Origin of the sequence: Streptomyces sp. NPDC052107 (genome assembly GCF_040680215.1) — a bacterium.
In the GTDB taxonomy this organism is placed as follows: domain Bacteria; phylum Actinomycetota; class Actinomycetes; order Streptomycetales; family Streptomycetaceae; genus Streptomyces.
The window spans coordinates 151,820-164,690 of the sequence record NZ_JBFAWG010000004.1; the positions used below are offsets into that span (position 1 = coordinate 151,820).

The 12,871-nt window shown below is 70.1% G+C and carries 16 protein-coding genes and 2 tRNA genes; 12 read left to right on the top strand and 6 right to left on the bottom strand.

Going from position 1 to position 12,871, the window contains the following annotated elements; translation table 11 throughout:
• The first annotated feature begins 18 nt into the window (after positions 1-18).
• Positions 19-90 (top strand) — tRNA-Gln (locus AB0M27_RS06160).
• Positions 91-118: 28 nt separating this feature from the next.
• Positions 119-191: transfer RNA gene (locus tag AB0M27_RS06165), tRNA-Glu, on the top strand.
• 51 nt (positions 192-242) lie between these two features.
• Here AB0M27_RS06165 and AB0M27_RS06170 read toward each other — a convergent pair.
• The gene (locus tag AB0M27_RS06170; protein WP_365718449.1) at positions 243-887 is read right to left on the bottom strand and encodes a MerR family transcriptional regulator; all 645 of its coding nucleotides are present in this window, start codon (positions 885-887) and stop codon (positions 243-245) included.
• Positions 888-971: 84 nt separating this feature from the next.
• On the opposite strand from AB0M27_RS06170, the gene AB0M27_RS06175 reads away from it, so the two are divergent.
• Entirely contained in the window at positions 972-1,481 is a 510-nt protein-coding gene (locus AB0M27_RS06175) for a DUF4188 domain-containing protein (RefSeq protein WP_365718451.1), read from the top strand.
• A gap of 87 nt (positions 1,482-1,568) precedes the next feature.
• Here AB0M27_RS06175 and ndgR read toward each other — a convergent pair whose 3' ends face one another.
• Entirely contained in the window at positions 1,569-2,285 is a 717-nt protein-coding gene (gene ndgR / locus AB0M27_RS06180) for an IclR family transcriptional regulator NdgR (protein WP_009320373.1), read from the bottom strand.
• 197 nt (positions 2,286-2,482) lie between these two features.
• Between ndgR and leuC the strand changes: the two genes are divergently transcribed.
• The 4 genes from leuC to AB0M27_RS06200 all read left to right on the top strand — a co-directional run bounded on the left by leuC (position 2,483) and on the right by AB0M27_RS06200 (position 5,785).
• A complete protein-coding gene (leuC, locus tag AB0M27_RS06185; protein WP_365718453.1) occupies positions 2,483-3,907 on the top strand; it encodes a 3-isopropylmalate dehydratase large subunit in 1,425 nt (474 codons plus the stop codon).
• 6 nt (positions 3,908-3,913) lie between these two features.
• Entirely contained in the window at positions 3,914-4,507 is a 594-nt protein-coding gene (gene leuD, locus AB0M27_RS06190; protein WP_365718455.1) for a 3-isopropylmalate dehydratase small subunit, read from the top strand.
• A 263-nt stretch (positions 4,508-4,770) separates the two neighbouring features.
• Positions 4,771-5,001, top strand: a complete 231-nt coding sequence (locus AB0M27_RS06195; RefSeq protein ID WP_365718456.1) for a hypothetical protein — start codon at positions 4,771-4,773, stop codon at positions 4,999-5,001.
• A 136-nt stretch (positions 5,002-5,137) separates the two neighbouring features.
• A complete protein-coding gene (locus AB0M27_RS06200; protein ID WP_365718458.1) occupies positions 5,138-5,785 on the top strand; it encodes an HU family DNA-binding protein in 648 nt (215 codons plus the stop codon).
• Positions 5,786-5,855: 70 nt separating this feature from the next.
• On the opposite strand, the gene AB0M27_RS06205 is transcribed toward AB0M27_RS06200, so the two are convergent.
• The gene (locus AB0M27_RS06205; RefSeq protein WP_365718460.1) at positions 5,856-6,059 is read right to left on the bottom strand and encodes a hypothetical protein; all 204 of its coding nucleotides are present in this window, start codon (positions 6,057-6,059) and stop codon (positions 5,856-5,858) included.
• An 89-nt stretch (positions 6,060-6,148) separates the two neighbouring features.
• Positions 6,149-6,787, bottom strand: coding sequence for a 2-phospho-L-lactate guanylyltransferase (cofC, locus tag AB0M27_RS06210; protein WP_365718462.1), 639 nt, complete (start codon positions 6,785-6,787; stop codon positions 6,149-6,151).
• Between the two features lie 156 nt (positions 6,788-6,943).
• Here cofC and AB0M27_RS06215 point away from each other — a divergent pair, with 156 nt between their 5' ends.
• From AB0M27_RS06215 to AB0M27_RS06225, 3 genes are all read left to right on the top strand, one after another.
• On the top strand, positions 6,944-7,750 hold the full coding sequence (locus AB0M27_RS06215; protein ID WP_365718463.1) for a lysophospholipid acyltransferase family protein: 807 nt from the start codon (positions 6,944-6,946) through the stop codon (positions 7,748-7,750).
• Positions 7,747-8,757 carry an NAD(P)H-dependent glycerol-3-phosphate dehydrogenase gene (locus tag AB0M27_RS06220; RefSeq protein ID WP_365718464.1) on the top strand — a complete coding sequence of 337 codons (1,011 nt, stop codon included), beginning with the start codon at positions 7,747-7,749 and terminating at the stop codon, positions 8,755-8,757. Before AB0M27_RS06215 ends, AB0M27_RS06220 begins: the two co-directional genes overlap by 4 nt.
• 104 nt (positions 8,758-8,861) lie before the next feature.
• Positions 8,862-10,019, top strand: coding sequence for a D-alanine--D-alanine ligase family protein (locus AB0M27_RS06225; RefSeq protein ID WP_365718466.1), 1,158 nt, complete (start codon positions 8,862-8,864; stop codon positions 10,017-10,019).
• A gap of 12 nt (positions 10,020-10,031) precedes the next feature.
• On the opposite strand, the gene AB0M27_RS06230 is transcribed toward AB0M27_RS06225, so the two are convergent.
• Positions 10,032-10,553 (bottom strand): DUF3515 domain-containing protein, encoded by a 522-nt coding sequence (locus tag AB0M27_RS06230; protein WP_365718468.1) that lies wholly within the window; start codon positions 10,551-10,553, stop codon positions 10,032-10,034.
• Positions 10,554-10,573: 20 nt separating this feature from the next.
• The gene (locus AB0M27_RS06235) at positions 10,574-10,807 is read right to left on the bottom strand and encodes an Lrp/AsnC ligand binding domain-containing protein (protein ID WP_003997603.1); all 234 of its coding nucleotides are present in this window, start codon (positions 10,805-10,807) and stop codon (positions 10,574-10,576) included.
• A 246-nt stretch (positions 10,808-11,053) separates the two neighbouring features.
• Between AB0M27_RS06235 and AB0M27_RS06240 the strand changes: the two genes are divergently transcribed.
• On the top strand, positions 11,054-12,019 hold the full coding sequence (locus AB0M27_RS06240) for a thiamine-phosphate kinase (RefSeq protein ID WP_365718470.1): 966 nt from the start codon (positions 11,054-11,056) through the stop codon (positions 12,017-12,019).
• Positions 12,016-12,840: a bifunctional hydroxymethylpyrimidine kinase/phosphomethylpyrimidine kinase gene (gene thiD / locus AB0M27_RS06245; RefSeq protein WP_365718473.1), complete on the top strand. Its 825-nt coding sequence runs from the start codon at positions 12,016-12,018 to the stop codon at positions 12,838-12,840. Before AB0M27_RS06240 ends, thiD begins: the two co-directional genes overlap by 4 nt.
• The last annotated feature ends 31 nt before the right edge of the window (positions 12,841-12,871 follow it).

Genomic DNA, 12,871 nt, shown 5'->3' on the forward strand with positions numbered 1-12,871 from the left:
ACTGGTCTAAACCATCATTGGTCTATGGTGTAATTGGCAGCACGACTGATTCTGGTTCAGTTAGTCTTGGTTCGAGTCCAGGTAGACCAGCTCGGACCTGCGGAAACGCAGAGTCCACGCCCCCGTTGTGTAGCGGCCTAGCACGCCGCCCTCTCAAGGCGGTAGCGCCGGTTCGAATCCGGTCGGGGGTACGCACAGGGAAGGCCCTCCACCTCGGTGGGGGGCCTTCGTCGTACCCGGCTCTACTCGAACCCGTACCGCCGGCCCGACTCCTCCTCCTGGGCCAGTCGGCGCAACGCCTGCAGCATCGGCTCGGTCAGGACGGCGCCGAGCACCGCCGTCTCCACCTTCTCCGCCTCCGAGGGATGCGTCTCCACGAAGTCGAGGTCGAGTTTCGCGACCTCGTGCATCAACTTCCCGTACTCCAGCAGCAGTTCGGCTCCCCAGTCGTAGCCGAGCCGGCGGAACGCGGCCACCGACACCACCAGGGAGCGGTACGCGGGCGAGATGGTCGTCAGCAGCCGGGCGTTGGACCAGCCCAGCGTCTCCAGCAACTCGTCCGCCTCCTGGTGCGCGGCCCGCACGAAGTCGTCCTCCTCGTCCGGCTCCGGCACCTGCGGCAGCGCCCACAGGGCCGCGCCGAGCCGGATCGTGCGGCTCAGGGACTCGTCGTCGACGTTCCGCAGCACCTCCCGGACCGTGGCCACCGGGAGCCCGCCGACCTGGATCATCGCCCGCACCAGCCGCAGCCGGCGCAGGTGCTCCTCGCCGTACTCCGCCGTGGTCGTGTTGAGCTGGCGGCCCGGCGGCAACAGGCCTTCGCGCAGGTAGTACTTGATCGTCGCGGTGGACACACCGCTGCGTCTGCTCAGTTCGGCCAGCCGCATGTCTTGCGCTCCTTCTTGGATAACGGCACTATCCAATCATTGCTACTTGGATAGTGTCGCTCGCCAACGAGGGGGAAAGTGGCCATGGTGTCCCGTACGACCGCCGACGCGAAGGGCGAGGTCGTCGTCCTGCTGATCGGCATGCGCATCAACCGCTTCTGGGCGGTGCACCTGTGGCTGCCGGTGATGCTCGCGATGTTCCGGATGCTGCGGGAGCTGGAGGAGGACCCCGCGCGGGGCCTGTGCAACCGCGTGCTGCTGACGGCTTCGCCGCGCACGTACTACGTCGTGCAGTACTGGGAGTCCAAGGAGAAGCTGTACGCCTACGCGACCGCGCCGGACGCGTTCCACCACCGGGCGTGGGCCACGCTCAACCGCAAGGAGCGCAGCGCAAAGCTGCGCGGGCAGGTCGGGATCTGGCACGAGACGTATGTCGTGCCGGAGGGATCGTACGAGGCGATTTACGGGGACATGCCGGCGTTCGGCCTCGCGGCCGCGCACGGGCAGATCCCGCTGGAGAAGCGGGGCCGGTACGCCAAGGACCGGTTCGCGTACCGCTCGCGGCAGGACCCGGTGGCCGAGAAGGCCGGCTGACCGGGGGGACCGGGGGAGCGAGGAGGGCCTGCCGCGGCGTTGAGGCAGGCCCTCCTCGGCGTTCTTCCCCGTTCCCGGGTGCGGGGCTCAGCCCGAGCGGCGCAGGGCCTCGGAGAGGCGGGCGGCGGCATCGATGACCGCCTGGGCGTGCATGCGGCCCGGATGGCGCGTCAGGCGCTCGATCGGACCGGAGACGGACACCGCGGCCACGACGCGGTTGGAGGGGCCGCGCACCGGCGCGGAGACGGACGCGACGCCCGGCTCGCGCTCGCCGATGGACTGGGCCCAGCCGCGCCGCCGTACGCCCGATAGGGCCGTCGCCGTGAAGCGGGCCCCTTGCAGACCGCGGTGCAGGCGCTCGGGCTCCTCCCAGGCCATCAGGATCTGCGCCGAGGAGCCGGCCTTCATCGTGAGCGTGGAACCGACCGGGACGGTGTCCCGAAGACCGGACAGGCGTTCCGCCGCGGCCACACAGATCCGCATGTCACCCTGGCGCCGGTAGAGCTGCGCACTCTCGCCGGTGACATCACGGAGGTGGGTGAGCACGGGGCCCGCCGTCGCGAGCAGGCGGTCCTCGCCGGCCGCCGCCGCCAGTTCCGCGAGACGCGGGCCGAGAATGAAACGGCCCTGCATGTCGCGTGCCACCATGCGGTGGTGTTCCAAAGCCACGGCCAGGCGGTGAGCCGTGGGTCGTGCCAGTCCGGTCGCGCCGACCAGACCCGCGAGGGTGGCCGGACCGGACTCCAGAGCGCTCAGGACGAGGGCCGCCTTGTCCAGAACGCCGACGCCGCTACTGTTGTCCATGCAACGATACTCGCGTCTCACTCTGTGAAACGCAAGTTCAATTTTCCGTGGAACGCGCCACTCTGGAATCACACAGCGGCCCGCAGACCAACGGGCCCGGTGGTGGACGCCCGGAATCACGACACCTGGGGCGCGGGCGTCTCCTCCTCAAGATCTCTAGTTGGGCCGGTGCACGCTTGCCGGCCGGAGGGAAAGCGATGGGTAGGACACTCGCGGAGAAGGTCTGGGACGACCACGTCGTCCGGCGCGCCGAGGGCGAGCCCGACCTCCTCTTCATCGATCTGCACCTGCTGCACGAGGTGACCAGCCCGCAGGCCTTCGACGGGCTGCGCAGGAACGGCCGACAGGTGCGCCGCCTCGACCTCACCATCGCCACCGAGGACCACAACACCCCGACCCTCGACATCGACAAGCCCATCGCGGACCCGGTCTCTCGGGCCCAGCTGGAGACGCTGCGCAAGAACTGCGCCGAGTTCGGGGTGCGGCTGCACCCGCTGGGCGACGTCGAGCAGGGCGTCGTGCACGTCGTCGGCCCGCAGCTGGGTCTGACCCAGCCCGGTACGACCGTGGTCTGCGGTGACTCCCACACCTCCACGCACGGCGCGTTCGGCGCCCTGGCGTTCGGTATCGGCACCTCCCAGGTCGAGCACGTGCTGGCCACCCAGACGCTGCCGCTGGCCCGCCCCAAGACCATGGCCATCACGGTCGAGGGCGAGCTGCCCGAGGGCGTCACCGCCAAGGACCTGATCCTGGCGATCATCGCGAAGATCGGTACCGGCGGCGGCCAGGGCTACATCCTGGAGTACCGCGGCTCCGCCATCGAGAAGCTCTCGATGGAGGCCCGGATGACCATCTGCAACATGTCGATCGAGGCCGGCGCCCGCGCGGGCATGATCGCCCCCGACGAGACCACCTTCGACTACCTCAAGGGCCGCCCGCACGCCCCCGAGGGCGCCGACTGGGACGCCGCGGTCGCGTACTGGAAGACGCTGCGTACCGACGACGACGCCGAGTTCGACGCCGAGGTCGTGATCAACGCCGACGAGCTGTCGCCGTTCGTCACCTGGGGCACCAACCCCGGCCAGGGCGCGCCGCTTTCGGCGTCCGTCCCCGACCCGGCTTCGTACGAAGACGCTTCGGAGCGCCTCGCCGCCGAAAAGGCCCTGGAGTACATGGGGTTGGAGGCCGGCCAGCCGCTGCGGACCATCAACGTGGACACCGTCTTCGTAGGCTCCTGCACCAACGGCCGCATCGAGGACCTGCGCGCCGCCGCCGCGATCCTGCGGAGCCGCAAAGTCGCCGACGGCGTACGGATGCTGGTCGTCCCGGGCTCCGCGCGCGTGGGTCTGCAGGCCGTCTCCGAGGGCCTGGACGTGGTCTTCAAGGAGGCCGGCGCCGAATGGCGGCACGCGGGCTGTTCGATGTGCCTCGGCATGAACCCCGACCAGCTGGCCCCGGGCGAGCGCTCCGCCTCCACCTCCAACCGCAACTTCGAGGGCCGGCAGGGCAAGGGCGGTCGTACGCACCTGGTGTCGCCGCAGGTCGCGGCCGCGACCGCCGTCCTGGGCCGCCTGGCCTCGCCCGCCGACCTGTCCGACGCCCCTGTGCCCGCTGGAGTCTGAGAAATCATGGAAGCCTTCACCACCCACACCGGCCGGGCCGTCCCGCTGCGCCGCAGCAACGTCGACACCGACCAGATCATCCCTGCTCACTGGCTCAAGAAGGTCACGCGGGACGGGTTCGAGGACGGGCTGTTCGAGGCCTGGCGCAAGGACCCCGAGTTCGTCCTCAACCGCCCCGAGCGGCAGGGCGCCACCGTCCTGGTCGCCGGTCCCGACTTCGGCACCGGCTCCTCCCGCGAGCACGCCGTCTGGGCGCTGCAGAACTACGGCTTCAAGGCCGTGATCTCCTCCCGCTTCGCGGACATCTTCCGGGGCAACTCGCTGAAGAACGGCCTGCTCACGGTCGTCCTGGACCAGAAGATCGTGGACGCGCTGTGGGAGCTCACGGAACAGGACCCCACTGCTGAGGTCACTGTGGACCTTGAGGCTCGTGAGGTTCGTGCGGAGGGCATCACCACCTCTTTCGAGCTGGACGAGAACTCCCGCTGGCGGCTGCTGAACGGCCTGGACGACATCTCCATCACGCTCCGGAACGAGGCCGACATCGCTGCGTACGAGGCCAAGCGGCCGTCGTACAAGCCGCGGACGCTCCAGGGCTGATCCGGACCCCCGACCGGGTCGCGTTTCGGCCACCCAACACACCCTCTGTACCCCCGATCGCCACGATTGGGGGTACAGCCATGTCTGCACCCGAACGGCCCCGTGAGCTTCTTACTTGACGCTCAACTTGCCACGTTACGAAGGCCGTTGCCTGGGTACGTGAGCGCTGGGATCGCGCCCTCCGCAAGTGCCTGGAAGGCCATTCGAGGCGGCAGTTGCCCCCTGAGCAGGCGACAACTCGCCCCAGATGGCACAATCTGTGCATGGGACACGACGGCCAACTCCAGCTCTATACGGCGGTCGCGAACCAACTGAAGGAAGCGCACGCAAGGGTGCGCGCACTGCAAGTCCCGGAGGGCGTACGGATGGCGCTGACCCGGAAGCTGCTGGTCATTACGGCCGCGGCCAAGCACGATCTCGCCGCTGCGGCAAGGCGGCTCGAGCGGTTCAACGCGGACCTCGACGAGGGTCGGATCCCCGGCGAGGACGACTGAACAGCCCGAGACCACCGAGTCCGTTGCGGCACAAGGGTGATTAGCCCGTTTCGTGTTTGATTTGCGGTATATATCTGCCTAACGTGCGAAAAAGCTTGAACACTTTCGTTCTGGCGATGTCTCCGAAGGGGAAGACGTGAACAAGGCGCAGCTCGTAGAAGCGATTGCCGACAAGGTGGGCGGCCGCCAGCAGGCCGCCGAAGCTGTCGATCATGTCCTGGACGCCATCGTCCGCGCGGTCGTCGCGGGCGAGCGGGTCTCGGTCACCGGCTTCGGGTCCTTCGAGAAGGTGGACCGCCCCGCCCGCTACGCCCGCAACCCCCAGACGGGCGAGCGGGTTCGGGTCAAGAAGACCTCCGTGCCGCGCTTCCGCGCCGGTCAGGGCTTCAAGGACCTGGTGAGCGGCTCGAAGAAGCTGCCGCGCGGTGGCGAGGTCTCGGTCAAGAAGGCGCCGAAGGGCAGCCTGACCGGCGGCGCGGCGGCGACGGTCAAGAAGGCCGCCGCGAAGAAGACCACCAAGGCGGCCGCGAAGAAGATCACGGCGAAGAAGGCGGCGCCGGCGAAGAAGGCGCCCGCCGCGAAGAAGACCACGGCGAAGAAGGCGCCCGCCAAGAAGACCACGGCGGCCGCCAAGACCACCGCGGCGAAGAAGACCACCGCCAAGAAGGCGACGGCCAAGAAGGCCCCGGCGAAGAAGGTCACCGCGAAGAAGGCCCCGGCCAAGAAGTCGACGGCCCGCAAGACCACCGCCAAGAAGGCCACCGCCCGCAAGGCGACGTCGTAAGGACGCCAGGCACCCACGCGCCGGGCCGGACTCCCCTGGGGAGCCCGGCCCGCGGCGTGTGTAAGGGCAGTTACAGGGTTTGGAGGGTTACGAGGGTGATGCGCAGGGTGTCACCGGTTCCCTCCGTCTCGATCCGCACGCGCTGTCCTGGTCGCAGGAGCAACAGGCCGCCCGCGTCGAACGCCGGGGCGTCGAAGGGCACCGGGGTGCCGTCGTCGAGGAGCACCTGTCCGCTGCGGGTTTCGGGGTCGTAGGTGTATGCGGTGGCCTGCATGACGGCCAGCCTAGTGTTCGCCGTTGCGGGATGCGCCGTAGGGTCGCAGGCCGTCTCAATATCCTGCCCGGCGCCCGTGCCGGGTGCCCTCAGGACCCCGGGATCAGCAACCCCGCCGAAACCGCAGCCGTATGCGGGCCGACGCCCAAGGCCAGCGCTGCCCGCAGATCGTCCCCGGTGTCCACGTCCCGCCGCACCGAATCCACCCCCGTCAGCTGGATTTCCGCCGCTCCGGACGTGCGATGACGGGAACGGGAATCCACGCCGAACTCCGGCCGCAATTCCCGGTCCGGCCCCGCGGCCAGCAACGTCGTGCCCAGTTGCGCCGCATCCGCGAGAAACGCCCGGGGAAACCCCGCCGCCGTGCCCAGGACGACGGCCAGTTCCGCCGGGCGCAACGCCGGCAGATCGGCGTTCAGGGCCGCAACCGGTGTGCGCGGACGCATGTCCCGTACGACGGCCGCCCCGTGCGCCAGCGCGGCGTTCAGACCGCTCGCCGGCGTGTCCGGGACGATCCGCGCGCCCAGTGCCGCCAGCTCGCGCGCCGCCCGTTCGTCGTCCGTGACGACCGCCACATCCGCCACGGCCGTACAGGACAGCGCCGCGGCCACCGTGTCCTGCGCGAACGCGAGCGCCAGCCCCGGGCGCACCCCGTCGCCCGCGGTGTCCGAGAGCCTGCTCTTGGCCCGCGACAGGGGCTTCAGGGGGATGACCAAGGTCCACTGCACCGGCGTACCGTCCCTCTCTCGTCCCGATCATTGTCCCCCGCGCCATCTGGCGCCGTCGGTGGCGGGGCGTACGGTGTTCTCGACAGACCGGCGGCCTGGAGCGACACTTGTGCGGCCCCCCCCGCCGAGGTGACAGCCCTAGAGGAAGGTGTCCTTGTGCCCCGCCGCAGAATCGGCTTCTGGTACCGCTTCGCCGCGGTGATCTGCAAACCGCCGCTGGTGATTCTGATCAAGCGGGACTGGCGCGGAATGGAGCACATTCCGGCCGAGGGCGGATTTATCACCGTGGTGAACCACAATTCCCACGTGGACCCCTTCGCGTACGCGCACTATCAGTACAACACCGGACGGGTTCCGCGATTCCTGGCGAAGAGCGGACTTTTCAAGAAGGGATTCGTCGGCGCCGCCATGCGCGGCACCGGGCAGATCCCCGTCTACCGCGAGTCCACGGACGCGCTCAGCGCCTTCCGGGCCGCCATCGACGCCGTGGAGCGCGGCGAGTGCGTCGCCTTCTACCCCGAGGGCACCCTCACCCGCGACCCGAACGGCTGGCCCATGACCGGCAAGACCGGTGCCGCCCGCGTCGCCCTGCAGACCAAGTGCCCGGTCGTCCCGATCGCCCAGTGGGGCGCCAACGAACTGCTGCCGCCGTACGCCAAGAAGCCGAACCTCTTCCCGCGCAAGACCCATCACGTGCTCGCGGGTCCGCCCGTGGACCTCTCGCGCTTCTACGACAAGGAGATGACCCCGGAGCTGCTCAAGGAGGCCACCGAGGTCATCATGGCGGCCATCACGCGCCGGCTGGAGGAGATCCGCGGCGAGAAGGCGCCCGAGACGCCCTACGACCCGCGCCGCGAGCGGATCGAACAGCGGCGCCGCACCGAGGCGCAGACGGCTCAGACGGCTCAGACGGCTCAGACCGCGCAGACCAAGGGCAAGGAACCGGAGGGGCAGGGCAAGTGAGCAAGGCGGTTAAGGCGGCGGTCTTCAGCGCCGGTTCGTGGGGCACGGCCTTCGGCATGGTGCTCGCGGACGCCGGCTGCGAGGTCACCCTGTGGGCGCGTCGGGCCGAGGTCGCGCAGGCGATCAACGAGACCCGCACCAACCCCGACTATCTGCCGGGCGTCGAACTCCCCGAGAACATGCGGGCGACCACCGACCCCGCCGAGGCCGCGGCCGACGCCGACTTCACGGTTCTGTCCGTCCCCTCCCAGACCCTGCGCGCCAACCTCGCCGAGTGGACCCCGCTGCTCGCCCCGGACACCGTGCTCGTCTCCCTGATGAAGGGCGTCGAACTCGGCTCCACCATGCGGATGAGCGAGGTCATCGACGACGTCGCCAAGGTCGGCTCCGACCGCATCGCGGTCGTCACCGGACCCAACCTGGCCCGCGAGATCGCCGCCCGCATGCCCGCCGCCGCCGTCGTCGCCTGCACCGACGAGGCCGTCGCCCAGCGCCTCCAGGCCGCCTGCCACACGCCGTACTTCCGGCCGTACACGGAAACCGACGTGGTGGGCTGCGAGCTGGGCGGTGCCGTGAAGAACGTCATCGGGCTCGCCGTCGGCATCGCGGACGGCATGGGGCTCGGCGACAACGCCAAGGGCTCGCTCATCACGCGCGGCCTCGCCGAGACCGCGCGGCTCGGTGTCGTGCTCGGCGCCGACCCGCTGACCTTCTCCGGACTCGCGGGCCTCGGCGACCTGGTGGCGACCTGCTCCTCGCCGCTGTCCCGCAACCACACCTTCGGCACCAACCTCGGCAAGGGCATGACCCTGCAGGAGACCATCGCGGTCACCAAGCAGACCGCCGAGGGCGTCAAGTCCTGCGAGTCCGTGCTGGATCTGGCCCGCAGGCACGGCGTCGACATGCCCATCACCGAGACGGTCGTCGCCATCGTTCATGAAGGCAAGTCCCCGGTGGTCGCCGTCAAGGAGCTGATGTCGCGCAGCGCCAAGTCCGAGAGGCGCTGAAGACGCCTCCCGCGCGACGCTGCGCGACCGCCCGGGGGACACGGAGTCACGGCGGCCAAGTGGGCGCTGACTCGGGGGATACCAACGGGTACCCTCAACGCGATATGAGCACCGAGAACCTTCCCCACAGCCCTGAGCAACCGTCGCGCAAGCCGCGCGTGGCCGTCGTGTTCGGCGGGCGCAGCTCCGAACACGGGATCTCCATGGTCACCGCCGGCGCCGTCCTCAAGGCCATCGACCGGACGAAGTACGACGTGCTGCCGATCGGCATCACGCGGGAGGGCCGTTGGGTGCTCACCGCCGACGAGCCGGAGCGGATGGCCATCGCCGACCGCCGCCTGCCCGCCGTCGAGGAGCTGGCGGAGTCGCACGAGGGCGGCGTGGTGCTCCCCGTCGACCCCGCCAACCGCGAGGTCGTCTACACCGAGCCCGGCTCGGTGCCCAAGGCGCTCGGTGAGGTCGACGTGGTCTTCCCGGTGCTGCACGGCCCGTACGGCGAGGACGGCACCCTGCAGGGCCTCCTGGAGCTGTCCGGGGTCCCGTACGTGGGCGCCGGTGTGCTCGCCTCGGCCGTCGGCCAGGACAAGGAGTACATGAAGCGGATCTTCACCTCCTACGGGCTCAAGGTCGGCCCGTACATGGTGATCCGGCCGCGCGAGTGGGAGCGGGACGAGTCCGCCGCCCGCAAGAAGATCATCGACTTCGCCGGCGAGCACGGCTGGCCGCTGTTCGTGAAGCCCGCCCGCGCGGGCTCGTCCATCGGCATCACCAAGGTCGACGACCTGTCCGGCCTGGACGAGGCGATCGCCACCGCGCAGGCCCACGACCCGAAGATCCTCATCGAGGCCGCCGTGCGGGGCCGGGAGATCGAGTGCGGTGTCCTGGAGTTCGAGGACGGCCCGCGCGCCTCCGTCCCGGCCGAGATCCCGCCGCCGGACGCGCACGCGTACTACGACTTCGAGGCCAAGTACATCGACTCCACGCCCGGCATCGTCCCGGCGCCGCTCACCGAGGAGCAGACCGCCGAGGTGCGGCGGCTCGCGGTCGAGGCGTTCGAGGCGGTCTCCTGCGAGGGCCTGGTCCGCGCGGACTTCTTCCTCACCGAGGACGGCGAGTTCGTGATCAACGAGATCAACACCCTGCCCGGCTTCACGCCGATCTCGATGTACCCGCAGATGTGGCAGGCCAGCGGCGTCGGCTACCCGGAGCTGATCGACCGCCTGGTGCAGGCCGCGCTGCGCCGCTCGACCGGCCTCCGCTGAGCAGCCGACCGGTCACCCGCGCATGGAGGCGATCCCCTTGGGGATCGCCTTCTTCACGGCCGCCGCGAGATCCGTGAGCACGGCCGTGCCCTCCTCCTGCGCGGACATCCCCTTGGGCAGGCCGATCTGCACATAGGCCACGCGGCTCGCGGTGGTGAACCTCCAGGTGCCGTCGCCTTGCTTCTCCATCAGCCAGTCGACGCCGTTCACCCCGCCCGCGATGGCGTCGGGGTCACCGCCTTCGGCCACCTTGGGATCGATCATCTTCGGCGGCCGTACGACACCGCATCGCAGTATGATCGCCGGGTTTCCCCAGCCCGCCGTGTACGCGGACCGGGGTTCGGGGTCGTTGCGGCTTCGCCCGTCGAGCTTCCGCGGCAGCACCCGGTGCAGCTCCCGGCACACCTTCGCCGTCTTCGCGTCGGGGCTGGGAACCGCCACGGTCGCGCCGTCGTCTGCCGAGGAGCAGCCCGCGACCGCGATCAGCAGCGCGGGCGCGAGCAGGCCGAAGGGCCGGTGACCGAAGAACTTCACCGGCCAAGCGTAGACGGGGGCTACAGATGCACGACCGGACAGGTCAGGGTGCGGGTGATGCCGTCCACTTGCTGGACCTTGGCGACCACCATGCGACCGAGGTCGTCGACCGTGTCGGCCTGGGCGCGCACGATGACGTCGTACGGTCCCGTCACGTCCTCGGCCTGGATCACTCCAGGGATCTTGCTGATCGTCTCGGCGACGGTCGACGCCTTGCCGACCTCCGTCTGGATCAGGATGTACGCCTGTACCACGGAACCTCCAGGGCGGCCACGAGGATCATGTGGGGAAAAGGAACGCCACGGTATCGCGTTGCCGCTCCCCGCGGGGAGACCTGCGGGAACCGGGCTTGCGCGCCAGGGTGCAGGCACGACGGAAGTTGACGGTCGCAAGACCGTTCCGACGGTCATCCGGACCGTATCGACAGTCATCTCGACGGTATCGGGGACACTGATGACGCGCGACTGGGCACGGCATGGCAGAGAAGGGGAGCAAGGGCAATGAAGGGCACTGTTGGTGAGCTCGGGGAGTTCGGGCTCATCAGGGAGCTCACCTCCCGTCTCACCACCACCCCGGCGGTCCGGATCGGCCCCGGCGACGACGCCGCGGTGGTCGCCGCGCCCGACCGCCGGGTGGTGGCGAGCACCGACATCCTGCTGGAGGGGCGGCACTTCCGCCGCGACTGGTCCACGGCCTACGACGTCGGCCGCAAGGCGGCGGCGCAGAACCTCGCCGACATCGCCGCGATGGGCGCCGTACCGACCGCCCTGCTGCTCGGCCTGGTCGTCCCGGCCGAACTCCCGGTGACCTGGCCCAGCGAGCTGATGGACGGTCTGCGCGACGAGTGCCAGGTCGCGGGCGCCTCCGTGGTCGGCGGTGACGTCGTACGCGGCGACACGATCATGGTGTCGATCACCGCGCTCGGCGATCTGCGCAACCAGGAGCCCGTCACGCGCGCCGGCGCCCAGCCCGGCGACCTGGTGGCCGTCACGGGCTGGCTGGGCTGGTCCGCGGCCGGTTACGCGGTGCTCTCCCGCGGTTTCCGCTCACCGCGCGCCTTCGTGGAGGCCCACCGCCGCCCCGAGCCGCCCTACCACGCGGGCCCGGCGGCCGTCGCGCTCGGCGCGACGGCGATGTGCGACGTGAGCGACGGGCTGATCGCGGACCTCGGGCACATCGCCGAGGCGAGCAAGGTCCGCATCGACATCCGCTCGGGCGCGATCGACATCCCGAGCCAGATGAACGACATCGGGCAGGCCGTCGGCGTCGACCCGCTGCAGTGGGTGCTGACCGGGGGAGAGGACCACGCGATCGTCGCGACCTTCCCGCCGGACACCAAGCTGCCGGCCCGCTGGAAGGTCATCGGCGAGGTCCTCAACCCCTCCGCGCTGCCCCAGGTGACCGTCGACGGGGCGCCCTGGACCAGCAAGGGCGGCTGGGACCACTTCGGGGACATCGAGTCATGAGCACCCTGAAAACGCCGCCGAGGGTCCTCACCGTGGCCGGTTCCGATTCCGGCGGCGGCGCCGGCATCCAGGCCGACCTGAAGACGATGCTGGCGCTCGGCGTGCACGGGATGAGCGTGATCACGGCGGTGACCGCGCAGAACTCGCTGGGCGTGCAGGGCGCCTGGGAACTGCCCGTGGAGGCGGTCCGGGCCCAGTACCGCAGCGTCGTGGACGACATCGGCGTCCAGGCTGTGAAGACCGGCATGCTGGCCTCGGCGGAACTGGTCGAGGCGGTCGCCGAGTTGATCTCCGGCACAGACGCGCCGGCCGTGGTCGACCCGGTGGCCGTCTCCAAGCACGGCGACCCGCTGCTGGCCGCGTCCGCGCTGGACTCCGTACGGACGAAACTGCTCCCGGTGGCCACCGTGGCGACCCCGAACCTCGACGAGGTGGCACAACTCACCGGGGTGCGGGTCGAGTCGGAGGACGATCTGCGACGGGCCGCGGCGGCCGTGCTGGAGTACGGGCCGCGCTGGGTGCTGATCAAGGGCGGGCACCTGGCGGGTGATGCCGGGCGGGTGGGCGGGAACCAGGCAGTGGATCTGCTCACGGACGGTGTCGACGAGTACCGGCTGCGTGCGCCCCGCCACGACAACCGGCACACGCACGGCACGGGCTGCACCCTGGCGTCCGCCGTCGCGTCGGGGCTGGCGAAGGGGCAGAGCGTGCCGGAGGCGGTCACGGCGGCCAAGGAGTACGTCACGGGCGCGATCGCGGCCGGGTTCGCGCTGGGGGAGGGGATCGGGCCGGTGGATCACGGCTGGCGGCTGCGGGCGTGAGCGGTCCGGGTACGGGGGCCGTCCAGGTATG